This is a genomic window from Bradyrhizobium sp. Ai1a-2, assembly GCF_000426245.1.
Lineage (GTDB): Bacteria > Pseudomonadota > Alphaproteobacteria > Rhizobiales > Xanthobacteraceae > Bradyrhizobium.
The window spans coordinates 25,325-45,188 of record NZ_AUEZ01000067.1 but is presented as its reverse complement, the minus strand read 5'-3'; the positions used below and the strand labels follow the sequence as shown (position 1 = coordinate 45,188).

The 19,864-nt window shown below is 63.0% G+C and carries 31 protein-coding genes; 2 read left to right on the top strand and 29 right to left on the bottom strand.

Annotation, left to right across the window (positions count from 1 at the left end):
- Both K288_RS51015 and K288_RS47175 read left to right on the top strand, forming a co-directional pair.
- The coding region (locus tag K288_RS51015) for an ATP-binding protein (RefSeq protein ID WP_027583277.1) at positions 1 to 222 on the top strand (222 nt) is incomplete at its 5' end.
- 56 nt (positions 223 to 278) lie between these two features.
- Entirely contained in the window at positions 279 to 1,643 is a 1,365-nt protein-coding gene (locus tag K288_RS47175) for a HAMP domain-containing methyl-accepting chemotaxis protein (RefSeq protein ID WP_084799865.1), read from the top strand.
- Between the two features lie 95 nt (positions 1,644 to 1,738).
- On the opposite strand, the gene rplQ is transcribed toward K288_RS47175, so the two are convergent.
- The 29 genes from rplQ to fusA form a co-directional block, all read right to left on the bottom strand.
- Complete coding sequence (gene rplQ / locus K288_RS0132325; protein WP_027583276.1) at positions 1,739 to 2,155, bottom strand: 50S ribosomal protein L17; 417 nt, start codon at positions 2,153 to 2,155, stop codon at positions 1,739 to 1,741.
- Positions 2,156 to 2,303: 148 nt separating this feature from the next.
- The gene (locus tag K288_RS0132320) at positions 2,304 to 3,347 is read right to left on the bottom strand and encodes a DNA-directed RNA polymerase subunit alpha (RefSeq protein WP_201449754.1); all 1,044 of its coding nucleotides are present in this window, start codon (positions 3,345 to 3,347) and stop codon (positions 2,304 to 2,306) included.
- A 99-nt stretch (positions 3,348 to 3,446) separates the two neighbouring features.
- Entirely contained in the window at positions 3,447 to 3,836 is a 390-nt protein-coding gene (gene rpsK, locus K288_RS0132315; protein ID WP_006021048.1) for a 30S ribosomal protein S11, read from the bottom strand.
- Positions 3,837 to 3,961: 125 nt separating this feature from the next.
- Positions 3,962 to 4,330 (bottom strand): 30S ribosomal protein S13, encoded by a 369-nt coding sequence (gene rpsM / locus K288_RS0132310; protein ID WP_027583274.1) that lies wholly within the window; start codon positions 4,328 to 4,330, stop codon positions 3,962 to 3,964.
- A gap of 186 nt (positions 4,331 to 4,516) precedes the next feature.
- Positions 4,517 to 5,377 carry an adenylate kinase gene (locus K288_RS0132305; RefSeq protein ID WP_027583273.1) on the bottom strand — a complete coding sequence of 287 codons (861 nt, stop codon included), beginning with the start codon at positions 5,375 to 5,377 and terminating at the stop codon, positions 4,517 to 4,519.
- 79 nt (positions 5,378 to 5,456) lie between these two features.
- On the bottom strand, positions 5,457 to 6,788 hold the full coding sequence (gene secY / locus K288_RS0132300) for a preprotein translocase subunit SecY (protein ID WP_027583272.1): 1,332 nt from the start codon (positions 6,786 to 6,788) through the stop codon (positions 5,457 to 5,459).
- Between the two features lie 141 nt (positions 6,789 to 6,929).
- Positions 6,930 to 7,418, bottom strand: coding sequence for a 50S ribosomal protein L15 (rplO, locus tag K288_RS0132295; RefSeq protein ID WP_027583271.1), 489 nt, complete (start codon positions 7,416 to 7,418; stop codon positions 6,930 to 6,932).
- A gap of 20 nt (positions 7,419 to 7,438) precedes the next feature.
- Complete coding sequence (gene rpmD / locus K288_RS0132290) at positions 7,439 to 7,633, bottom strand: 50S ribosomal protein L30 (protein ID WP_027583270.1); 195 nt, start codon at positions 7,631 to 7,633, stop codon at positions 7,439 to 7,441.
- A 38-nt stretch (positions 7,634 to 7,671) separates the two neighbouring features.
- Positions 7,672 to 8,244, bottom strand: coding sequence for a 30S ribosomal protein S5 (rpsE, locus tag K288_RS0132285; protein ID WP_027583269.1), 573 nt, complete (start codon positions 8,242 to 8,244; stop codon positions 7,672 to 7,674).
- A gap of 60 nt (positions 8,245 to 8,304) precedes the next feature.
- Complete coding sequence (gene rplR, locus K288_RS0132280) at positions 8,305 to 8,664, bottom strand: 50S ribosomal protein L18 (protein ID WP_027583268.1); 360 nt, start codon at positions 8,662 to 8,664, stop codon at positions 8,305 to 8,307.
- Positions 8,665 to 8,675: 11 nt separating this feature from the next.
- Positions 8,676 to 9,209 carry a 50S ribosomal protein L6 gene (rplF, locus tag K288_RS0132275; protein WP_027583267.1) on the bottom strand — a complete coding sequence of 178 codons (534 nt, stop codon included), beginning with the start codon at positions 9,207 to 9,209 and terminating at the stop codon, positions 8,676 to 8,678.
- A gap of 14 nt (positions 9,210 to 9,223) precedes the next feature.
- The gene (rpsH, locus tag K288_RS0132270) at positions 9,224 to 9,622 is read right to left on the bottom strand and encodes a 30S ribosomal protein S8 (protein ID WP_027583266.1); all 399 of its coding nucleotides are present in this window, start codon (positions 9,620 to 9,622) and stop codon (positions 9,224 to 9,226) included.
- Positions 9,623 to 9,635: 13 nt separating this feature from the next.
- A complete protein-coding gene (rpsN, locus tag K288_RS0132265; RefSeq protein ID WP_027583265.1) occupies positions 9,636 to 9,941 on the bottom strand; it encodes a 30S ribosomal protein S14 in 306 nt (101 codons plus the stop codon).
- A gap of 47 nt (positions 9,942 to 9,988) precedes the next feature.
- Positions 9,989 to 10,546, bottom strand: coding sequence for a 50S ribosomal protein L5 (gene rplE, locus K288_RS0132260; protein WP_043161296.1), 558 nt, complete (start codon positions 10,544 to 10,546; stop codon positions 9,989 to 9,991).
- Positions 10,539 to 10,853: a 50S ribosomal protein L24 gene (gene rplX / locus K288_RS0132255; protein ID WP_027583263.1), complete on the bottom strand. Its 315-nt coding sequence runs from the start codon at positions 10,851 to 10,853 to the stop codon at positions 10,539 to 10,541. The genes rplE and rplX overlap by 8 nt, the downstream gene beginning before the upstream one ends.
- The gene (gene rplN, locus K288_RS0132250; protein WP_027583262.1) at positions 10,853 to 11,221 is read right to left on the bottom strand and encodes a 50S ribosomal protein L14; all 369 of its coding nucleotides are present in this window, start codon (positions 11,219 to 11,221) and stop codon (positions 10,853 to 10,855) included. The genes rplX and rplN overlap by 1 nt, the downstream gene beginning before the upstream one ends.
- An 81-nt stretch (positions 11,222 to 11,302) precedes the next feature.
- Entirely contained in the window at positions 11,303 to 11,551 is a 249-nt protein-coding gene (rpsQ, locus tag K288_RS0132245; protein WP_027583261.1) for a 30S ribosomal protein S17, read from the bottom strand.
- Positions 11,552 to 11,561: 10 nt separating this feature from the next.
- Positions 11,562 to 11,768 (bottom strand): 50S ribosomal protein L29, encoded by a 207-nt coding sequence (gene rpmC, locus K288_RS0132240; protein WP_027583260.1) that lies wholly within the window; start codon positions 11,766 to 11,768, stop codon positions 11,562 to 11,564.
- Between the two features lie 5 nt (positions 11,769 to 11,773).
- Entirely contained in the window at positions 11,774 to 12,187 is a 414-nt protein-coding gene (gene rplP, locus K288_RS0132235; protein WP_027583259.1) for a 50S ribosomal protein L16, read from the bottom strand.
- 30 nt (positions 12,188 to 12,217) lie between these two features.
- Positions 12,218 to 12,916 (bottom strand): 30S ribosomal protein S3, encoded by a 699-nt coding sequence (gene rpsC / locus K288_RS0132230; RefSeq protein WP_027583258.1) that lies wholly within the window; start codon positions 12,914 to 12,916, stop codon positions 12,218 to 12,220.
- An 18-nt stretch (positions 12,917 to 12,934) separates the two neighbouring features.
- Positions 12,935 to 13,321, bottom strand: coding sequence for a 50S ribosomal protein L22 (rplV, locus tag K288_RS0132225; protein WP_028168159.1), 387 nt, complete (start codon positions 13,319 to 13,321; stop codon positions 12,935 to 12,937).
- Positions 13,322 to 13,331: 10 nt separating this feature from the next.
- Entirely contained in the window at positions 13,332 to 13,610 is a 279-nt protein-coding gene (gene rpsS, locus K288_RS0132220; RefSeq protein ID WP_027583256.1) for a 30S ribosomal protein S19, read from the bottom strand.
- 12 nt (positions 13,611 to 13,622) lie between these two features.
- The gene (rplB, locus tag K288_RS0132215) at positions 13,623 to 14,456 is read right to left on the bottom strand and encodes a 50S ribosomal protein L2 (RefSeq protein WP_027583255.1); all 834 of its coding nucleotides are present in this window, start codon (positions 14,454 to 14,456) and stop codon (positions 13,623 to 13,625) included.
- Positions 14,457 to 14,469: 13 nt separating this feature from the next.
- Complete coding sequence (locus K288_RS0132210; protein WP_027583254.1) at positions 14,470 to 14,769, bottom strand: 50S ribosomal protein L23; 300 nt, start codon at positions 14,767 to 14,769, stop codon at positions 14,470 to 14,472.
- Positions 14,766 to 15,386: a 50S ribosomal protein L4 gene (gene rplD, locus K288_RS0132205; RefSeq protein WP_027583253.1), complete on the bottom strand. Its 621-nt coding sequence runs from the start codon at positions 15,384 to 15,386 to the stop codon at positions 14,766 to 14,768. Before rplD ends, K288_RS0132210 begins: the two co-directional genes overlap by 4 nt.
- Position 15,387: 1 nt before the next feature.
- A complete protein-coding gene (gene rplC, locus K288_RS0132200; RefSeq protein ID WP_027583252.1) occupies positions 15,388 to 16,107 on the bottom strand; it encodes a 50S ribosomal protein L3 in 720 nt (239 codons plus the stop codon).
- 52 nt (positions 16,108 to 16,159) lie between these two features.
- Complete coding sequence (gene rpsJ / locus K288_RS0132195; RefSeq protein WP_002712302.1) at positions 16,160 to 16,468, bottom strand: 30S ribosomal protein S10; 309 nt, start codon at positions 16,466 to 16,468, stop codon at positions 16,160 to 16,162.
- Positions 16,469 to 16,552: 84 nt separating this feature from the next.
- Positions 16,553 to 17,743 (bottom strand): elongation factor Tu, encoded by a 1,191-nt coding sequence (tuf, locus tag K288_RS0132190; protein WP_027583251.1) that lies wholly within the window; start codon positions 17,741 to 17,743, stop codon positions 16,553 to 16,555.
- A 40-nt stretch (positions 17,744 to 17,783) separates the two neighbouring features.
- Complete coding sequence (gene fusA / locus K288_RS0132185; protein ID WP_027583250.1) at positions 17,784 to 19,856, bottom strand: elongation factor G; 2,073 nt, start codon at positions 19,854 to 19,856, stop codon at positions 17,784 to 17,786.
- Between the last annotated feature and the right edge of the window lie 8 nt (positions 19,857 to 19,864).

Below are 19,864 nucleotides of genomic sequence, written 5' to 3'. Positions count from 1 at the left end.
GATCTACTGGAAATCCTCGAGGACCGCCATGGCCGTGCCTCCACCATCATAACCAGCCAACTCCCCGTGGACACATGGCACGAAGTTATCGGAGATCCCACGCTCGCCGACGCCATTCTGGATCGCCTCGTCCACAACGCTCACCGCCTCGAGCTTGCCGGCGAAAGCATGCGAAAACGCAACGCCAAAACCATCACCCTTGACGAGCAGCCGAAACGCTGACCCTATCACCGCCTCGGCCGGAGCGAGTTGCTCACGATCGTCTGAATTCAGCGCTCATGATCGCGCGAAATCGCTGCTCATCATCAGTGAAATATGCAGCCAAGTCCGAAATCCTTGCGCTTGTGCGTGCCTACAAATTGGCCTTCGCCGGATTCCTCGTCGCGCGACAGACGCTTGACGATCAAGTGGAAGACCTTGGTCAGATCTACGATCGCACCCGCCCAAGCCTGGTCAAGGCGGCCGATGCCGCCAATGCGCGGTCCGAACTCGCAGAGCGGAGGGCTTCCGACTTCCGTCAGATGCTGACCTGGCTGACGGGGCTTGCCGCATTCACGCTCGCCCTTCTTGCCATCGTGTTCGGACGACGCGTGGCTGGCCTGATCAGCCGGATGAGCGCCGCTATGCGTGAGTTGGCGGCAGGTCGCTTTGATGTCGTTCTGCCCGGCCTCGATCGAGCGGACGAAATCGGTGAGATGGCGCAGGCCATCGAGACATTCAAGCTCAAGGCAAAAGAGAAGGCTCAATTCGAGCTCGAGGCAAAGCTGGAGGAAGATCGCCGCGCGGCCGATCGACACAGGGCTGAGCTCGCGAGGCTCGCCGGCGCATTTGAAGCTGCCGCAGGCAGCGTGATCGATGCGGTTTCATCCGCATCGGAAGAATTGACCGCGTCAGCCCACAGTCTGAGCAACACCGCGCACCAGACAAGGGAATTGTCGGCCAATGCTGCCGCAGCTTCCGAGGAGGCTTCTGCAAATGTGCAACTGGTTGCTGCCGCGACCGAACAGATGATCGCTTCCGCCGCCGAGACTGGGCGCCAGGTGGAGGAATCGGCCGGCATAGCCAGGCACGCCGTGCATCAAGCCAAGCAGACCGACGATCGCATGGCACGATTGGCGTCCGCGGCTGACCGCATCGGCAACGTCGTTCAGCTCATTGCAACGATCGCCCAGCAAACCAATCTGCTCGCGCTCAACGCGACGATTGAAGCCGCCCGAGCCGGACAGGCAGGCGCCGGTTTTGCGGTGGTCGCGCAGGAGGTAAAAACGCTCGCCAAGCAGACCGCTGACGCAACTGACGAAATCCGCGGGCAGATCGCCGGCATTCAGACCGCAACGCGGGAATCCGTCGATTCGATCTGTGAGATCGTCGATATCATCGGTCGCATCTCCCACATCGCATCGACGGTTGCGACCGCGATTGAACAGCAAGGCAGCGCAACCCGCAGCATCGCCCAGAACATCCAGGGCGCCTCCGAGCGCACGTCCCAGGTCGCCATCAGTATCGGCGAGGTGGCGAACGGCGCCTCCAAAACCGGTAGCGCATCCTCCCAGGTCCTGCAGTCGGCAAGACTGCTTTCAGACGGAAACAACCGCCTCAAGCAGGAACTGGACAAATTCCTCGCCACCATCCGCGCTGCCTGAGACGGGCAAGCGGATCATCCGGGCGGAAGTGCGCCCAAAGAAAAAGCGGCGCCCGATGGCGCCGCTTCCATAAACCTTCGAGGTCGAAAAGCGAATTACGCCGCCTCGGCTTCCTTTTCCTGCACCGGGCCGGAGTCCTGGCCCTTGGCGTCGACGTCGCGGTCGACGAACTCGATCACGGCCATCGCGGCATTGTCGCCATAGCGGAAGCCGGCCTTGATGATGCGGGTGTAGCCGCCCTGGCGGTCCTTGTAGCGGGGCGCCAGAGTGTCGAACAGCTTCTTGACCATGTCGACGTCGCGCAGCTCCGAGATCGCCTGGCGGCGTAGCGCCAGCCCGCCCTTCTTGCCGAGCGTGACGAGCTTCTCGACGATCGGACGCAGCTCCTTGGCCTTGGGCAGCGTGGTGACGATCTGCTCGTGCTTGATTAGGGCTGCCGCCATGTTGGCGAACATCGCGCGCCGATGTTCGGCCGTGCGATTGAGCTTCCGATGAACCTTTCCGTGACGCATGATCTATTCCTTTTCGATTGTCACGACGGTTCGTCGGACATGTTTCTCAGGTGGGCTTCCTGCGTTCGCCCAGGATGGCAAGCAGCGAATAGTGAGAGTCTTGTATTCGCTATTCGCCGCTCCCTATTCGCTCAGTAATGATCCCGGATCAGTAATGATCCTCGAAGCGCTTGGCGAGCTCGTCGATGTTCTCCGGCGGCCAGCCCGGCACTTCCATGCCGAGATGCAGCCCCATCTGGGCCAGCACTTCCTTGATCTCGTTCAGCGACTTGCGGCCGAAGTTCGGGGTGCGGAGCATTTCCGCTTCCGACTTCTGCACGAGGTCGCCGATATAGACGATGTTGTCGTTCTTCAGGCAGTTGGCCGAACGCACCGACAGTTCGAGCTCGTCGACCTTCTTGAGGAACGCCGGGTTGAAGGCGAGATCGGGGATGATCTCCTGCGCGACTTCCTTGCGCGGCTCTTCGAAGTTGACGAACACGTTGAGCTGGTCCTGCAGGATGCGTGCCGCATAGGCCACCGCATCCTCCGGCGTGATCGCGCCGTTGGTCTCGATCGTCATGGTCAGCTTGTCGTAGTCGAGGATCTGGCCCTCGCGGGTGTTCTCGACCTTGTAGGAGACCTTGCGGACCGGCGAGAACAGGCTGTCGACCGGGATCAGTCCGATCGGCGCGTCCTCGGGACGGTTGCGCTCGGCGGGCACATAGCCCTTGCCGGTCGAGACCGTGAACTCCATGCGGATCTCGGCGCCGTCGTCCAGCGTGCAGAGCACGAGATCCGGATTGAGCACCACGACGTCGCCGACGGTCTGGATGTCGCCGGCGGTGACGACGCCCGGCCCCTGCTTCTTCACGACCATGCGCTTGGGGCCTTCGCCCTGCATCTTGATCGAGATGTCCTTGATGTTGAGGACGATGTCGGTGACGTCCTCACGGACGCCTGCAATCGAGGAGAACTCGTGCAGCACGCCGTCGATATGCACCGACTGCACCGCCGCGCCTTGCAGCGAGGACAACAGGATGCGGCGCAGCGCGTTGCCGAGCGTCTGGCCGAAGCCGCGCTCCAGCGGCTCGGCCACGATGGTCGCAAAGCGGGTCGCATCGCCGCCCGGCGTCACCTGCAGCTTGTTCGGTCGAATAAGTTCCTGCCAATTTTTCTGGATCGTCACTGTCTCACCCGTGGTGAAGTCGATTTGGGCCAGTCGACATCAACTTACTGGCGTCGCGGATTAGCCCGCGCGGTCAATTCCAAAGACAATCGCGAGACGGCAATGCCGCCCCGCGACCAACCATCAGACGCGCCGCCGCTTGCGCGGACGGCAGCCATTGTGCGGGATCGTCGTCACGTCGCGGATCGAGGTGACGGTGAAGCCCGCAGCCTGCAGCGCGCGGAGCGCCGACTCGCGGCCCGAACCGGGACCGGCGACCTCGACTTCCAGCGTGCGCATGCCATGTTCCTGCGCCTTCTTGGAAACGTCCTCCGCCGCGACCTGCGCAGCATACGGGGTCGACTTGCGTGACCCCTTGAAACCCATCGTACCGGCGGAAGACCAGGCAATGGTGTTGCCCTGCGCGTCGGTGATGGTGATCGTGGTGTTGTTGAACGACGAATTCACATGCGCGATGCCGGAGGCGATGTTCTTGCGTTCGCGGCGGCGTACGCGGGTGGCTTCCTTGCCCATTCCAAACCTTTCCTATGATCTCAACGCCGCCGTAATGCCAGCGGCTACACCGAAAAGCGAATAGTGAGTAGCGAATGGCGAATGGTTGGTCCCTATTCGCTATTCGCCATTCCCTATTCGCCAAATTACTTCTTCTTGCCGGCGATCGCCTTGGCCGGCCCCTTGCGCGTACGCGCATTGGTGTGGGTGCGCTGGCCGCGTACCGGCAGGCCACGGCGATGGCGCAGGCCGCGATAGCAGCCGAGGTCCATCAGCCGCTTGATGTTGATACCGACCTCGCGACGAAGATCGCCTTCGACGACATAGTCGCGGTCGATCACTTCGCGAATCTGCAGCACTTCCTGGTCGCTCAGCTGGCTGACGCGACGCTCCAGCGGGATCTTGACCTTCTCCATGATGTCGGCTGCATTCTTCTGGCCGATGCCATGGATGTACTGAAGCGCGATCAGCACGCGCTTGTTGGTTGGGATATTCACGCCGGCAATACGAGCCACGGCCTTCTCTCCTGTCGCCGATCCCTGGGATCGGTGCTTCCTAGATCTCTGCTATCTCGGGCAGGTGTCCACAAACGCGAACACGACGCCCTGCCCTCGTTCCTTCGGGGCCCGGCATCGTCATAAAACTATCCGACTTGGATGCGGGGCTTATTAAAGGATTCATGTCGGTTTCGTCAACCGCTCCTAACGCTTAGCTCGCTTTTTCGTGAGCTTTTTTGCGGGCCGTTTGGCAGCCTGCCTTACAGTCTTCTTGGCCTTGCCGACGCCCCTCGCCTTTGCGGCCTTGGATACCGTTTTGCGGGCCTTCCGGGCAGAGGTGGTGGCCTCTTTGGTTCCCTTGCTCGTCCCCTTGGCCTTGGCGGCCGCTTTCCTGCCGGGCGCCTTGGTTCCCTTTCGAGCGGTTCCGGATCCAGAGCGCTTCGCAGGGGCAGCCCGCCGTGCCGCCCTGGGTTCCGTCGCGCCGAGCGCCTCCAGGATCCGGTTGATCTCGCGCGTGACGTGTTCGATGGTCATCATGCCATCTACGGTCAGCAGCTTCCGGCGTTCGGAATAGTAGTGGATCAGCGGCTCGGTCTGCGACCGGTAGCTCGCCAGCCGCTTGGTCAGCACTTCCGGCGTATCGTCGGCGCGCACTTCCTCGCCGCGCGCCCGTGTCTCGCCGGCCCGCTTCTCGACCCGATCGAGCAGCGCGCTTTCATTGACGCGAAGCTCGACCACGGCGTCGAGCTTCAGGTGCTTCTTCTTCAGGAGTTCATCCAGCGCCTCGGCCTGCGGGACCGTGCGCGGAAAGCCGTCGAGGATGAACCCCTTCTTGGCGTCGGGCTCGTCGATTCGGTCGGAGATGATACCGACCACGATCTCGTCCGGCACCAGCCCGCCCGCAGCCATGATGTCCTTGGCCTGCAGGCCGACCGGCGTACCCGCGGCGACCGCGGCGCGCAGCATCTCGCCGGTCGAGAGCTGGACAATGCCGTGTTTCTGAACCAGCCGCTGGGCCTGGGTCCCCTTGCCCGAGCCAGGCGGTCCCAAAAGGATCAATCTCATGATTTTTCGCCCCCCGGCTTGGTGAGCGCGATCCGCACACCACTTGGTTTTGACTTTTGCGCCGCCCGAATGCCGCTTGTCAGCGGCGGCGACCCCTGAGCTTGGACTTTCTGATCAGCCCCTCATACTGATGGGCAAGCAGATAGCCCTGAACCTGTGCCACCGTATCCATGGTCACGCTGACCACGATCAGAAGCGAGGTACCGCCAAAGTAGAACGGCACAGAGGCGTAGGAAATCAGAATCTCCGGGATGAGACATACGATCGCAAGATAGATCGCGCCGACTACCGTGATGCGCGACAGCACATAGTCGATATATTCGGCGGTGCGCTCGCCGGGCCTGATGCCCGGGATGAAGCCGCCATGCTTCTTCAGGTTGTCGGCGGTCTCGGTCGGGTTGAACACGATCGCCGTGTAGAAGAAGGCAAAGAACACGATCAGGGCGAGGTAGAGAATCAGGAACAGCGGCCGGCCGTGGCTGAGCTGTGTGGTGATCCATTGCATCCATTCCGGGCCCTTGCCGGCGTTGAAGTTCGCTACCGTGGTCGGCAGCAGCAGCAGCGAGGACGCGAAGATCGGCGGAATCACGCCGGAGGTGTTGAGTTTGAGCGGCAGATGCGAGGACTGGCCCTCGAACATCTTGTTGCCGACCTGGCGCTTCGGATACTGGATCAGGAGCCGGCGCTGCGCCCGCTCCATGAACACGATGAAGGCGATCACGGCGACCGCCATCACGATCACGACCAGGATCAGCCCAGTCGACATCGCGCCCTGGCGGCCGAGTTCGAGCATGTTGGCGAGCGCCGCTGGCAGTTCCGCGACGATGCCGGACAGGATGATCAGCGAGATACCGTTACCGATGCCGCGCGAGGTGATCTGCTCGCCCAGCCACATCAGGAACATGGTCCCGCCAGTCAGCGTGATCGCTGTCGAGAGGCGGAAGAACATGCCGGGGTCGGTGACGACGTTGCCGGCGCCCTCGAGACCCACCGCGATGCCGTAGGACTGGAACGCGGCCAGGATCACGGTGAGATAGCGCGTGTACTGGTTCAGCGTCTTGCGGCCGGCCTCGCCTTCCTTCTTCAGCGCCTCGAGCTGCGGCGAGACGGTGGTCAGGAGCTGGATGATGATCGATGCCGAGATGTACGGCATGATGTTCAGCGCGAAGATCGCCATGCGGTGGATGCCGCCGCCGGCGAACATGTTGAACATGCCGAGGATACCGCCGGCCTGGGAGCGGAACACCTGCTCCCAGATATTGGGGTCGATGCCGGGCAGCGGGATGTAAGTGCCGAGCCGATAAACAAGCAGCGCACCCAGCGTGAACCAGATGCGCTTCTTCAGCTCTTCGGCTTTGCCGAGCGCTGCGAAATTGAGGTTGGCCGCAAGTTGTTCCGCTGCTGAGACCATGTTTCGGCTTTCTCCCGGAGCCCCCGCCGACGTCCCCCTCGGGACCACCGGCGGACACCGGACATTATTTGGTGCTCGGCTTCGATAAGTCCAACGTTCTCTGCCGTCCTCGCCTGCGCGAGCCAGGCAATGACGCAGATGTTACGCCGCCTCGCCTTCTTCCTTCTTGGCGGGCGCCAGGACCTTCACCGTGCCGCCGGCCTTCTCCACCGCGGCGACCGCGGACTTGGAGGCGCCATGCACCTCGATGTTGAGCTTGGCGGTGAGCTCGCCTCGGCCGAGCAGCCGCACACCGTCCTTGGCGCGGCGCAGCACGCCCGCCTTCACCAGCGCTTCCGCGTTCACGACCACACCAGTGTCGAGCTGCTTGGCATCGACCGCCTGCTGCAGGCGATCGAGATTGATTTCCGCAAACTCGAGCCTGAAGATGTTGTTGAACCCGCGCTTGGGCAGGCGGCGATGCAGCGGCATCTGGCCGCCTTCAAAGCCCTTGATGCGCACGCCGGTACGCGCGGTCTGGCCCTTGCCGCCACGCCCGCCGGTCTTGCCCTTGCCTGAACCGATGCCGCGGCCGATGCGCATGCGCTTCTTGCGCGAGCCGGGATTGTCGGCGATCTCGCTGAGCTTCATCGCCCTTCTCCTTGTCTGTCTTAACCCTCGCCGACGATGCGGACGAGGTGTTGAACCTTGGTGATCATGCCGCGAACCTCAGGGGTATCCTGATGCTCGGCAACCCGGCCGATCTTGTTGAGCTTGAGGCCGATCAGCGTCGAACGCTGCGAATGATGGCGGCGAATCGGGCTGCCGATCTGCTCGACCTTGATCGTCTTTGCGGCCTGGGCCATCTCTTAAAACTCCAGATAGCGCGCTGCATTAGCGCGAGTTATTCAGCCACCACTTCGGCATCGCCGCCGACGCGGCGGGCCTGCAGCGTGGACACCTTGATGTTGCGGCGCGCAGCGACCGAGCGCGGCGAATCCTGGTTCTTGAGCGCGTCGAAGGTGGCGCGGACCATGTTGTACGGATTCGACGAACCGATCGACTTCGCCACCACGTCCTGGATGCCGAGCGTCTCGAAAACCGCGCGCATCGGGCCACCGGCGATGATGCCGGTACCGGCCGGCGCTGCACGCAGGTAGACGCGGCCGGCGCCGTGACGGCCGGCGATGTCGTGATGCAGCGTGCGGCCTTCGCGCAGCGCCACGCGGGTCAGGTTACGCTTGGCGGATTCGGTCGCCTTGCGGATCGCTTCCGGCACTTCGCGCGCCTTGCCGTGGCCGAAACCGACCCGACCCTTCTGGTCGCCGATCACGACCAGCGCCGCAAAGCCGAAGCGCTTACCGCCCTTGACGACCTTCGCCACGCGATTGATGTGCACAAGCTTGTCGACGAACTCGCTGTCGCGCTCTTCGCGCTCCCTGCTCCGTTCGCGTCCGCCGCGTTCGCGTTCTGCCATGGTGTTTTCCAATCTCTAGAAAGGCTTATGCCTCAGTCCTAATATCCGCTCGAAACTTGCTCAGAAGCTCAGTCCGCCTTCGCGGGCCGCATCGGCAAGCGCCTTGACGCGCCCGTGATAGAGATAGGCGCCGCGGTCGAACACGACTTCCTTGACGCCCTTCTGCGTGGCGCGCTCGGCGAGCAGCTTGCCGACGGCCTTGGCTGCATCGATATTCGCACCCGTGTTGCCGCCATCGCGCATCGACTTCTCCAGCGACGAGGCCGACGCCAGCGTCTCGCCCTTCTGATCGTCGATCACCTGGGCGTAGATGTGCTTGGACGAGCGGAACACCGACAGACGCGGACGGCCGCCCCCGGAACGGCGCAGCGCCAACCGCACGCGTTGCTTGCGCCGGGCATTGGTAACCTTGAGTGACATGACCGGCTCCGTTACTTCTTCTTGCCTTCCTTGCGGAAGATGAATTCGTTGGCGTACTTCACCCCCTTGCCCTTGTAGGGCTCCGGCGGACGATAGGCGCGGATCTCGGCCGCGACCTGGCCAACGCGTTGCGGATCGATGCCCGAGACCGTGATTTCGGTCGGCTTCGGCACCGCGATCGAGATACCCTCCGGGATCGCGTAGACGACGTCGTGGCTGTAGCCGAGCGCGAGCTGCAGGTTCTTGCCCTGCATCGCGGCGCGGTAGCCGACGCCGGTGATCTCGAGCTTCTTCTCAAAACCCTTGGTGACGCCTTCAACGAGGTTGGCGACCTGGGCGCGCGCAGTGCCGTACATCGCCTGCGCGCGATTGGTCTTCGCGCGAGGAGCGACCTTGACCTGCCCGTTCTCGAACTTCACTTCGACATCATCATGCACAACGAACTGAAGCTGGCCCTTCGGCCCCTTCACCTTCACCGTCTGCCCGTCGACAGTCGCCGTCACACCCGACGGGATCGCCACAGGCCGCTTGCCAATACGTGACATGGCTCAATCCTTCCTCAGAACACCGTGAAGAGAACTTCGCCGCCGACATTCGCTTCACGCGCGTCGTGGTCGGCCATGATTCCCTTCGGTGTCGACAAGACACAGACGCCGAGACCGTTGTTCACCCGCGGCAGGTTCTTCACCGAGGTGTAGACCCGCCGGCCCGGCTTCGACACGCGCTCGATCTCGCGGATGACCGGCTCGCCGTCGAAATATTTCAATTCGATCTCGAGCTCGCTGCGGCCGGACGAATGCTCGACGCTGGCGTAGCCGCGGATGTAGCCTTCCGCCTTCAGCACCTCGAGCACGTTCTGGCGCATCTTCGAGCCCGGACTCGTGACCTTGGACTTCGAGCGCATCTGCGCGTTGCGGATGCGGGTGATGAGATCGCTGATCGGATCGTGCGTTGACATCTTCCGACCCTCCTTACCAGCTCGACTTCACGAGGCCCGGGATCAGGCCCTTGGAGCCGAGCTCGCGCAGCGCGATACGGGACAGCTTGTTCTTCCGATAGTTCGAGCGCGGACGGCCCGTGAGCTCGCAACGGTTGCGGATCCGGGTCGGCGACGAATTGCGCGGCATTTCCGCAAGCTTCAGGGTCGCCGCGAAACGCTCTTCCATCGGCTTGGTCTTGTCGGCGATGATCGCCTTCAACCGGGCGCGGCCGGCGGCGGCGTTCTTGGCCATCCGCTTGCGCCGGTTGTTCTTCTCGACTGCACTCTTCTTTGCCATGCGTGGCTCCTTACGTTTCCGCGTTTGAGAGGCTGTTCGTCAGCGTCTCACTGCCGGAACGGGAAATTGAAAGCGGTCAACAAGGCGCGAGCCTCGTCGTCGGTCTTGGCCGTGGTACACACGGTAATGTCCATGCCCCGCGCTTCCGAGACCTTGTCGAAGTCGATCTCGGGGAAAATGATGTGCTCCTTGATGCCGAGCGAATAGTTGCCGCGGCCATCGAAGCTCTTCGGGTTCAGCCCGCGGAAGTCGCGCACGCGCGGCAGCGCAACGTTCACCAGGCGATCGATGAACTCGTACATGCGAGCCTTGCGCAGCGTGACCTTGCAGCCGATCGGCTGGTTCTCACGCAGCTTGAAGGTCGCGATCGCAACTCGCGAATAGGTCACGATCGCCTTCTGGCCGGCGATCTGCGACAGCTCGGCGGCAGCGGTCTCGGCCTTCTTGCGGTCGTTGACGGAATCGCCGACGCCCATGTTGAGCACGACCTTGTCCAGCCGCGGCACCTGCATCGCGTTCTCGTAGCCGAACTTCTCGGTCAGCTGGCCGCGAATCTTCCTGTCATATTCCGTGCGCAAACGCGGCACATAAGCGATCTCAGCCATCGATCTCTGCTCCCGAGCTCTTGGCAATGCGAACCTTCTTGCCATCAGCCTGAATCTTGAACCCGACGCGGGTCGGCTTTCCGTCCTTGCCGACATACGCGACGTTGGAGAGGTGGATCGGCGCCTCCTTGGAGATGATGCCGCCCTCCTGGTTCTGGGTCTGCTTCTGGTGACGCTTCACCATGTTGACGCCGCGCACCAGCGCGGTGTGCTCAGCCGGACGCACCTCGAACACTTCGCCGGTACGGCCCTTGTCGCGGCCGGTTAGCACGATGACCCTGTCACCCTTGCGGATCTTGGCAGCCATCACAGCACCTCCGGCGCAAGCGAGATGATCTTCATGTGGTTCTTGGCGCGCAGCTCGCGCGGCACCGGCCCGAAGATACGGGTGCCGACCGGCTCGGACTGGTTGTTGACCAGCACGGCGGCGTTGCGGTCGAAGCGGATGATCGAGCCGTCGGGGCGGCGAATGTCCTTGCGGACCCGCACCACGACTGCCTTCATCACGTCGCCCTTCTTCACCTTGCCACGCGGAATGGCTTCCTTGATCGACACAACGATAATGTCGCCCACGGTGGCATAGCGGCGCTTGGAGCCCCCAAGCACCTTGATGCACATGACACGGCGTGCGCCTGAATTATCGGCCACGTCGAGGTTGGTCTGCATCTGAATCATTGATGCACCTCGTCCTCTTTCTGCGCTTCACTTGCGCTCAAAATTTCCCTGACATCCTCCGGCTTCGAAGCCGGATGCGCGTCAGGCCGTTTGCTTCTGCTCGCCCCGGATCACGATCCAGCGCTTCAACTTCGAGATCGGCTTGCTTTCCTCGATCCACACCGTGTCGCCCGGCTTGAACTGGTCGCTCTCGTCGTGCGCGTGATAGTTCTTCGAGCGGCGGATCGTCTTCTTGTAGATCGGATGGGTGAAGCGGCGATCGACGCGCACCACCACCGTCTTGGCTTGCTTGTCGCTGACGACCACGCCCTGCAGCGTACGTTTCGGCATATCCGGCCTCTTACTTCTTCTTCGCGCGCTGCTGCGCGGCGATGGTCTTGATACGAGCGATGTCGCGGCGCGCTTCCTTCAGCCGCGAGGTGTTCTCGAGCTGGCCGGTGGCGCGCTGGAAACGCAGGTTGAACCGCTCCTTCTTCAGATTGAGGATCGCGTCCTCCCTCTGGTCCTCGCTCATCGCGCGGATATCCTCGATTTTCATCTGGGCCATCTCGGTTACTCCGCGATGCGCGCGACGAAGCGCGTCTTGATCGGCAGCTTGGCGGCGGCCAGGGTGAGCGCCTCGCGCGCGACCTGGTTGGTAACGCCGTCGATCTCGAACAGCACACGACCGGGCTTGACACGGGCCACCCACAATTCCGGCGCGCCCTTGCCCGAGCCCATGCGCACTTCGGCGGGCTTCTTCGACACCGGCACGTCGGGGAAGACGCGAATCCAGACGCGGCCGGCGCGCTTCATGTGGCGGGTCAGCGCGCGACGAGCGGCCTCGATCTGGCGCGCGGTGACGCGTTCCGGCTCGAGTGCCTTCAGGCCGAACTGGCCGAAGGACAACGTCGCGCCCGAAGTCGCAACGCCGTGGATACGGCCCTTATGCGCCTTCCGGAACTTCGTTTTCTTTGGTTGCATCATGGCGTTAAGCCCTCAAACTCTCATATGCCTTTAGGCGGCGTCGCGACGGGACCGCGGGCTATCGCCTTCAGCCATCCGCTTGTCCTGGGCCATCGGATCGTGCTCGAGGATCTCGCCCTTGAAGATCCAGACCTTGACGCCGCAGGTGCCGAAGGTCGTGAACGCGGTGGCAACGCCGTAGTCGACGTCGGCGCGCAGCGTGTGCAGCGGCACCCGGCCCTCGCGGTACCATTCCATGCGCGCGATTTCAGCGCCGCCGAGCCGACCCGAGCAGTTGATGCGGATGCCCTCGGCGCCAAGACGCATCGCCGACTGCACCGCGCGCTTCATGGCGCGGCGGAACGCGACGCGGCGCTCGAGCTGCTGCGCGATCGATTCAGCGACCAGCGTGGCATCGAGCTCCGGCTTGCGGATCTCGACGATGTTGATGACGACGTCGGAAGCCGTGATGTCAGCGACCTTCTTGCGCAGCTTGTCGATGTCGGCGCCCTTCTTGCCGATCACGACGCCCGGACGCGCCGAGTGGATCGTCACCCGGCACTTCTTGTGCGGGCGCTCGATCACGATGCGCGCCACCGCGGCCTGCTTGAGCTCCTTGTGCAGGATCTCGCGAATCTTGACGTCCTCGTGCAGCAGCTTGCCGTATTCGGCCTTGCCAGCGAACCAACGCGAATCCCAGGTTCGGTTGATGCCGAGACGCAGCCCGATCGGATTGATCTTTTGACCCATCTTGTTCTCCCGCGCTCTTTAAGCGCTCGCCTCGGCCTCGACCTCACGAACCACGATCGTGAGATGCGAGAACGGTTTGTAGACACGACCCGAACGGCCACGGCCGCGCGGGGCAAAACGCTTCATGACGAGGCCATTGCCGACATGGGCCTCGGCGACGACGAGATCGTCGACCTCGAGGTCATGGTTGTTTTCGGCATTGGCAATCGCCGATTCCAGGCACTTCTTGACGTCGACCGCGATCCGCTTGCGCGAGAACTGCAGGTCGGCAAGCGCCGCGGAAGCCTTGCGGCCGCGGATCATCTGCGCCACCAGGTTCAGCTTCTGCGGGCTGACGCGCAGCATCCGGGCGACGGCCTTGGCCTCATTGTCCGCGAGGACACGTTCGCGCTTTGGTTTGCTCATCGCTTAATCCTCAAGCCCTCTTGGCTTTCTTGTCGCCAGAGTGGCCGTGGAAGGTACGGGTCGGCGAGAACTCGCCGAACTTGTGACCAACCATTTCCTCGTTCACCGAAACCGGCACGTGCTTCTGACCGTTGTAGACGCCGAAGGTCAGGCCCACGAACTGCGGCAGGATGGTCGAGCGGCGACTCCAGATCTTGATGACGTCGTGACGGCCGGACGCGCGCGCAGCATCTGCCTTCTTGAGCAGCGATGCCTCGACGAACGGGCCTTTCCAGACTGAACGAACCATGTCCGGCGTTCCTTACTTCTTCCGCTTGTGGCGGCTTAGGAGAATGAATTTGTTGGTCGACTTGTTCGACCGTGTCTTCTTGCCCTTGGTCGGCTTCCCCCACGGGGTTACCGGGTGGCGGCCGCCCGAGGTGCGGCCTTCGCCGCCGCCGTGCGGGTGGTCGATCGGGTTCATGACGACGCCGCGGTTGTGCGGGCGCCAGCCGAGCCAGCGGGTGCGGCCCGCCTTGCCGATCGAGATGTTCATGTGATCGGGGTTCGACACCGCGCCGATGGCGCCGCGGCAACGGCCGTGCACCAGGCGCTGCTCGCCCGAGTTCAGGCGGATGATGACGTAGTCCTGGTCGCGGCCGACGATCTGGGCATAGGTGCCGGCGGAGCGCGCAAGCTGGCCGCCCTTGCCGATCTTCAGCTCGATGTTGTGCACGATGGTGCCGACCGGCATGTTGCCGAGCGGCATCACGTTGCCCGGCTTGACGTCGACATAGCTGCCGGCCACGACCGTATCGCCCGCGGCGAGCCGCTGCGGCGCCAGGATGTAGGCCTGCTCGCCGTCCTGATACTTGATCAGCGCGATGAAGGCGGTGCGGTTCGGATCATATTCCAGCCGCTCGACGACCGCCGGCACATCCACCTTGTCGCGGCGGAAGTCGACATTGCGATAGGCCTTCTTGTGGCCGCCGCCGCGGAAGCGCACGGTGATACGGCCGGTGTTGTTGCGGCCACCGTTCGACTGCTTGCCCTCGGTGAGCGCCTTGACCGGCTTGCCCTTGTAGAGCGCCGAACGATCGACCATCACCAGCTGGCGCTGGCCCGGCGTCGTTGGGTTGTAGGTTTTCAATGCCATCGTCGTTACGCCCTTATAGTCCGGTAGTCACGTCGATGCGGTGACCCTCTTCCAGGGTCACGATCGCGCGCTTGGTGTCCGACTGCGAACCGAAATTGCCGCGGAACACCTTGGTCTTGCCCTTGCGCACCAGCGTGTTCACGCTCTTGACCTTGACGTCGAAGAGCTTCTCGACCGCTTCCTTGATCTGCGGCTTCGTCGCCTTGGCGGCAACCTTGAACAGCACCTTGTTGTACTCGGAGGCGAGCGTCGCCTTTTCGGTCACAACCGGCGCGACGATCACGTCGTAGTGGCGCGGATCGATATTCTTCATTTGAAGCGCGCCTCCAGCGCATCGACGGCCGCCTTGGTCAGGACCAGCTTCTGGCGGCGCAGGATGTCGTAGACGTTGATGCCCTGGATCGGCAGCACGTCGATATTCGGAATGTTGCGGGCCGCACTCGCGAATCCGTTGTTTAGCTCGGCGCCATCGATGATCAGCGCATTGGTGAGCCCCAGGCCGGAGAAGTGACCGACCAGCGCCTTGGTCTTGGCTTCCTTGATGTCGGCGCTGTCGAGCACGACCAGGCCGCCGTCCTTGGCCTTGGCCGACAGAGCATGCTTGAGCGCGAGCGCACGCACCTTCTTCGGCAGGTCGGTCGCATGCGAGCGAACCACCGGACCGAAGGCGCGGCCGCCGCCACGGAACTGCGGCACGCGGGCCGAGCCGTGACGGGCACCGCCGGTGCCCTTCTGCTTGTACATCTTCTTGCCGGTGCGCCAGATCTCGGCGCGGCCCTTGGCCTTGTGCGTGCCGGCCTGGCGCTTGTTGAGCTGCCACTGCACGCAGCGCTGAATGATGTCGGCGCGCGGCTCGAGGCCGAAAATGGCGTCGGAAAGCTGGACCGAGCCGGCTTCCTTGCCCTCAAGGGTTGTGACTTTCAGTTCCATCTCACGCCCCTTCCTGCTCGGCCGGCGCCTCGGCAGCCTGCTCGCCCGCGACCTTGAACTTGCCGGGCTTCGGAGCTTCCTTCGGCAGCGGCTTCTTGACGGCGTCGCGCACCCTGATCCAGCCGCCCTTGGAGCCGGGGACGGCGCCTTCGACGAGGATCAGGCCACGCTCGACATCGGTCTGCACGACGCGAAGGTTGAGCGTGGTGATGCGATCGACACCCATGTGGCCGGGCATCTTCTTGTTCTTCCAGGTCTTGCCGGGATCCTGACGGCCACCGGTCGAACCGATCGAACGGTGCGAGATCGACACGCCGTGGGTGGCGCGCAGACCGCCGAAATTCCAGCGCTTCATGCCGCCGGCGAAGCCCTTGCCGATCGAAGTGCCAGTGACGTCGACGAACTGTCCGACCACGAAGTGATCGGCCTGGATCTCCGCGCCGACCGGGATCAGCGCATCCTCGGAGACGCGGAATTCCGCGACCTTGCGCTTTGGCTCGACCTTGGCGACGGCGAACTGCCCGCGCTCGGCCTTCGGCATGTACACGGTCTTGCGCGAGCCCGAGCCGAGCTGCAGCGCGACATAACCGTTCTGTTCGGTGGTGCGGTGGCCCAGCACCTGGCAGTTGCCGAGCTTCAGCACGGTCACGGGGATATGTTCGCCGGCCTCTGTAAAGACCCGCGTCATCCCGACCTTTTGTGCGATCACTCCGGAGCGCATCGGCGTGGTTCCTGTTCTCTTTCGTCCACTCGCGTGGACTTCAATCCAAAACTTAGAGCTTGATCTCGACGTCGACGCCGGCGGCCAGATCGAGCTTCATGAGAGCATCGACGGTCTGCGGGGTCGGATCGACGATGTCGAGAAGGCGCTTGTGGGTGCGCATCTCGAACTGCTCGCGGCTCTTCTTGTCGACGTGCGGCGAACGGTTGACGGTGAACTTCTCGATGCGGGTCGGCAGCGGAATAGGACCGCGAACCTGAGCACCGGTGCGTTTCGCCGTGTTCACGATCTCGCGGGTCGACGTATCGAGAATACGATGGTCGAACGCCTTAAGACGGATGCGGATATTCTGGCCGTTCATTGCCGTACTTTCTTTGGTGAGTGGCGAGTAGCGAGTAGCGAATAGAAATTCCTATCCACCACTCGCCATTCCCTATTCGCTTCTTTACTCGAGGATCGAGGCGACGACGCCGGCGCCGACGGTACGGCCACCCTCGCGGATCGCGAACCGCAGCTTCTCCTCCATCGCGATCGGCACGATCAGGTGCACTTCCATCGCGATGTTGTCACCCGGCATCACCATCTCGGTGCCCTCAGGCAGATGCACGACACCGGTCACGTCGGTGGTGCGGAAGTAGAACTGCGGGCGGTAGTTGGTGAAGAACGGGGTGTGGCGGCCGCCCTCTTCCTTGGTGAGGATGTACGCCTCGGCCTTGAACTTGGTGTGCGGCTTGACCGAACCCGGCTTGCACAGCACCTGGCCACGCTCGACTTCCTCGCGCTTGGTACCGCGAAGCAGCGCACCGATGTTGTCGCCCGCCTGGCCCTGATCGAGCAGCTTGCGGAACATTTCGACGCCGGTGACGGTGGTCTTCTGGGTGTCGCGCAGACCGACGATCTCGATTTCGTCGCCGACCTTCACGATGCCGCGCTCGACACGGCCGGTCACCACGGTGCCGCGACCCGAGATCGAGAACACGTCTTCGACCGGCATCAGGAACGGCTGGTCGATCGGACGCTCCGGCTGCGGAATGTACTCGTCGACATTGCGCATCAGCTCGAGAACCGCGTCATGGCCGAGCTTCTTGTCGCTGTCTTCGAGAGCGGCCAGCGCCGAACCCTTGACGATCGGGATCTTGTCGCCGGGGAAGTCGTACTTCGAGAGCAGCTCACGCACTTCGAGCTCGACGAGCTCGAGCAGCTCCGGATCGTCGACCATGTCGCACTTGTTGAGGAACACGACGAGCGCGGGAACGCCGACCTGGCGGGCGAGCAGGATGTGCTCGCGGGTCTGCGGCATCGGGCCGTCGGCAGCCGACACGACGAGGATCGCACCGTCCATCTGGGCGGCGCCGGTGATCATGTTCTTCACGTAGTCGGCGTGGCCGGGGCAATCGACGTGGGCGTAGTGGCGGTTCTTGGTCTCGTACTCGACGTGAGCGGTCGAGATCGTGATGCCGCGCGCCTTCTCTTCCGGGGCCTTGTCGATCTGGTCGTAGGCGGTGAACGTCGCACCGCCGGTTTCCGCCAGGATCTTGGTGATCGCGGCGGTCAGCGAGGTCTTGCCATGGTCGACGTGACCAATGGTGCCGATGTTGCAGTGCGGTTTGTTACGCTCAAATTTTGCTTTGGCCATTTGACTCTCCGTTCAATCGTTAGCTGCCAACCAACGATAATCAGGCAAACTTCTTCTGGACTTCAGCCGACACGTTCGCCGGCGCTTCGGCGTAGTGATCGAACTGCATGGTGAAGGTCGCGCGACCCTGGCTCATCGAGCGCAGATTGTTCACGTAACCGAACATGTTCATGAGCGGCACCATCGCGTTGATGACGTTGGCGTTGCCGCGCATGTCTTGGCCCTGGATCTGGCCGCGCCGGGAGTTCAGGTCGCCGATGACGGAGCCGGTGTAGTCTTCCGGCGTCACCACCTCGACCTTCATGATCGGCTCGAGCAGAACCGACTTGCCCTTCTGCAACGCTTCGCGGAACGCTGCGCGCGACGCGATCTCGAAGGCGAGCGCCGACGAGTCGACGTCGTGGTACTTGCCGTCGACCAGCGCCACCTTGACGTCCACCACCGGGAAGCCGGCGACCACGCCAGAGCCCAGCACGCTCTCGATGCCCTTCTCGACGCCGGGGATGTATTCCTTCGGCACCGCGCCGCCGACGATCTTCGATTCGAACTCGTAGCCCTTGCCGGGCTCGTTCGGCTCGACCACGAGGCTGACGGCTGCGAACTGACCCGTACCGCCGGTCTGCTTCTTGTGGGTGTAGTCCACATTGGCCGGCTTGGTGATACGCTCACGGAACGCCACCTGCGGCGCGCCGATATTCGCATCGACCTTGTAAGTGCGCTTCAGGATGTCGACCTTGATGTCGAGATGCAGTTCACCCATGCCCTTCAGGATGGTCTGGCCGGACTCGTGATCGGTCGTCACCCGGAACGACGGATCTTCCGCCGCCAGCTTCGCCAGCGCGACGCCGAGCTTCTCCTGGTCGGCCTTCGACTTCGGCTCGATCGCGATCTCGATCACCGGCTCCGGGAATTCCATCTTCTCCAGAATCACCTGATGGTTCGGATCGCACAGTGTGTCACCGGTGCGCGCTTCCTTCAGGCCGGCCAGCGCGACAATGTCGCCCGCATAGGCTTCCTTGATGTCCTCGCGGTTGTTCGCATGCATCAAGAGCATGCGCCCGATCCGCTCCTTCTTCTCGCGGGTCGAGTTCACCACGCCAGTACCGGAGGTCAGGATGCCCGAATAGATGCGGCAGAAGGTGATGGTGCCGACGAAGGGGTCGTCCATGATCTTGAACGCGAGCAGCGCGAGAGGCTCCTTGTCGTCAGCCTTGCGCACGACCTCGTTGCCCTTGTCGTCGGTTCCCTTGATCGCGGGCACATCGAGCGGCGACGGCAGATAGTCGACCACGGCGTCGAGCAGCGGCTGCACGCCCTTGTTCTTGAAGGCCGAGCCACACAGCACCGGATAGAACGCACCCGACAGCACGGCCTTGCGGATCAGCCTCTTCAGCGTCGCCTCATCCGGCTCCTTGCCGTCGAGATAGGCAGCCATGGCATCGTCGTCGAGCTCGACGGCGGCTTCCACCAGCTTCTCGCGGTACTCCTTGGCCTGGTCGGCGAGATCTGCGGGAATATCGATATAGTCGAACTTCGCGCCGAGCGCCTCGTCATTCCAGATGACGCCCTGCATCTTCACGAGGTCGACGAGACCCTTGAAGTTGTTTTCGGCGCCGATCGGGAGCTGGATCGCCACCGGCTTGGCGCCGAGGCGGTCGACGATGTCGGACAGGCACTTGAAGAAGTCGGCGCCGGTCTTGTCCATCTTGTTGGCGAAGACGATGCGCGGAACCTTGTACTTGTCGCCCTGGCGCCAGACGGTCTCGGTCTGCGGCTCAACGCCCTGGTTGGAGTCGAGCACGCAAACGGCGCCGTCGAGCACGCGCAGCGAACGCTCGACTTCGATGGTGAAGTCGACGTGGCCGGGAGTGTCGATGATGTTCAGACGCTTGCCGTTCCAGAACGCGGTGGTGGCGGCGGAGGTGATGGTGATGCCACGCTCCTGCTCCTGCTCCATCCAGTCCATCGTCGCAGCACCTTCGTGCACTTCGCCGATCTTATGGCTCTTGCCGGTGTAATAGAGGATGCGCTCGGTCGTCGTGGTCTTGCCGGCGTCGATATGCGCCATGATACCGAAGTTGCGATAGTCCTCGATGGCATGTTGGCGGGGCATGGGGCTGT

Coding starts and splice junctions, on each gene's coding strand:
- K288_RS47175 (WP_084799865.1), top strand. CDS start 279: ATGATCGCGCGAAATCGCTGCTCATCATCAGTGAAATATGCAGCCAAG.
- rplQ (WP_027583276.1), bottom strand. CDS start 2,155: ATGCGTCACGGAAAGGTTCATCGGAAGCTCAATCGCACGGCCGAACAT.
- rpsK (WP_006021048.1), bottom strand. CDS start 3,836: ATGGGCAAGGAAGCCACCCGCGTACGCCGCCGCGAACGCAAGAACATC.
- K288_RS0132305 (WP_027583273.1), bottom strand. CDS start 5,377: ATGAGATTGATCCTTTTGGGACCGCCTGGCTCGGGCAAGGGGACCCAG.
- secY (WP_027583272.1), bottom strand. CDS start 6,788: ATGGTCTCAGCAGCGGAACAACTTGCGGCCAACCTCAATTTCGCAGCG.
- rplO (WP_027583271.1), bottom strand. CDS start 7,418: ATGAAGCTCAGCGAGATCGCCGACAATCCCGGCTCGCGCAAGAAGCGC.
- rpmD (WP_027583270.1), bottom strand. CDS start 7,633: ATGGCCCAGGCCGCAAAGACGATCAAGGTCGAGCAGATCGGCAGCCCG.
- rpsE (WP_027583269.1), bottom strand. CDS start 8,244: ATGGCAGAACGCGAACGCGGCGGACGCGAACGGAGCAGGGAGCGCGAA.
- rplR (WP_027583268.1), bottom strand. CDS start 8,664: ATGTCACTCAAGGTTACCAATGCCCGGCGCAAGCAACGCGTGCGGTTG.
- rplF (WP_027583267.1), bottom strand. CDS start 9,209: ATGTCACGTATTGGCAAGCGGCCTGTGGCGATCCCGTCGGGTGTGACG.
- rpsH (WP_027583266.1), bottom strand. CDS start 9,622: ATGTCAACGCACGATCCGATCAGCGATCTCATCACCCGCATCCGCAAC.
- rpsN (WP_027583265.1), bottom strand. CDS start 9,941: ATGGCAAAGAAGAGTGCAGTCGAGAAGAACAACCGGCGCAAGCGGATG.
- rplE (WP_043161296.1), bottom strand. CDS start 10,546: ATGGCTGAGATCGCTTATGTGCCGCGTTTGCGCACGGAATATGACAGG.
- rplX (WP_027583263.1), bottom strand. CDS start 10,853: ATGGCTGCCAAGATCCGCAAGGGTGACAGGGTCATCGTGCTAACCGGC.
- rplN (WP_027583262.1), bottom strand. CDS start 11,221: ATGATTCAGATGCAGACCAACCTCGACGTGGCCGATAATTCAGGCGCA.
- rpsQ (WP_027583261.1), bottom strand. CDS start 11,551: ATGCCGAAACGTACGCTGCAGGGCGTGGTCGTCAGCGACAAGCAAGCC.
- rpmC (WP_027583260.1), bottom strand. CDS start 11,768: ATGGCCCAGATGAAAATCGAGGATATCCGCGCGATGAGCGAGGACCAG.
- rplP (WP_027583259.1), bottom strand. CDS start 12,187: ATGATGCAACCAAAGAAAACGAAGTTCCGGAAGGCGCATAAGGGCCGT.
- rpsC (WP_027583258.1), bottom strand. CDS start 12,916: ATGGGTCAAAAGATCAATCCGATCGGGCTGCGTCTCGGCATCAACCGA.
- rplV (WP_028168159.1), bottom strand. CDS start 13,321: ATGAGCAAACCAAAGCGCGAACGTGTCCTCGCGGACAATGAGGCCAAG.
- rpsS (WP_027583256.1), bottom strand. CDS start 13,610: ATGGTTCGTTCAGTCTGGAAAGGCCCGTTCGTCGAGGCATCGCTGCTC.
- rplB (WP_027583255.1), bottom strand. CDS start 14,456: ATGGCATTGAAAACCTACAACCCAACGACGCCGGGCCAGCGCCAGCTG.
- K288_RS0132210 (WP_027583254.1), bottom strand. CDS start 14,769: ATGAAGAATATCGATCCGCGCCACTACGACGTGATCGTCGCGCCGGTT.
- rplD (WP_027583253.1), bottom strand. CDS start 15,386: ATGGAACTGAAAGTCACAACCCTTGAGGGCAAGGAAGCCGGCTCGGTC.
- rplC (WP_027583252.1), bottom strand. CDS start 16,107: ATGCGCTCCGGAGTGATCGCACAAAAGGTCGGGATGACGCGGGTCTTT.
- rpsJ (WP_002712302.1), bottom strand. CDS start 16,468: ATGAACGGCCAGAATATCCGCATCCGTCTTAAGGCGTTCGACCATCGT.
- tuf (WP_027583251.1), bottom strand. CDS start 17,743: ATGGCCAAAGCAAAATTTGAGCGTAACAAACCGCACTGCAACATCGGC.
- fusA (WP_027583250.1), bottom strand. CDS start 19,856: ATGCCCCGCCAACATGCCATCGAGGACTATCGCAACTTCGGTATCATG.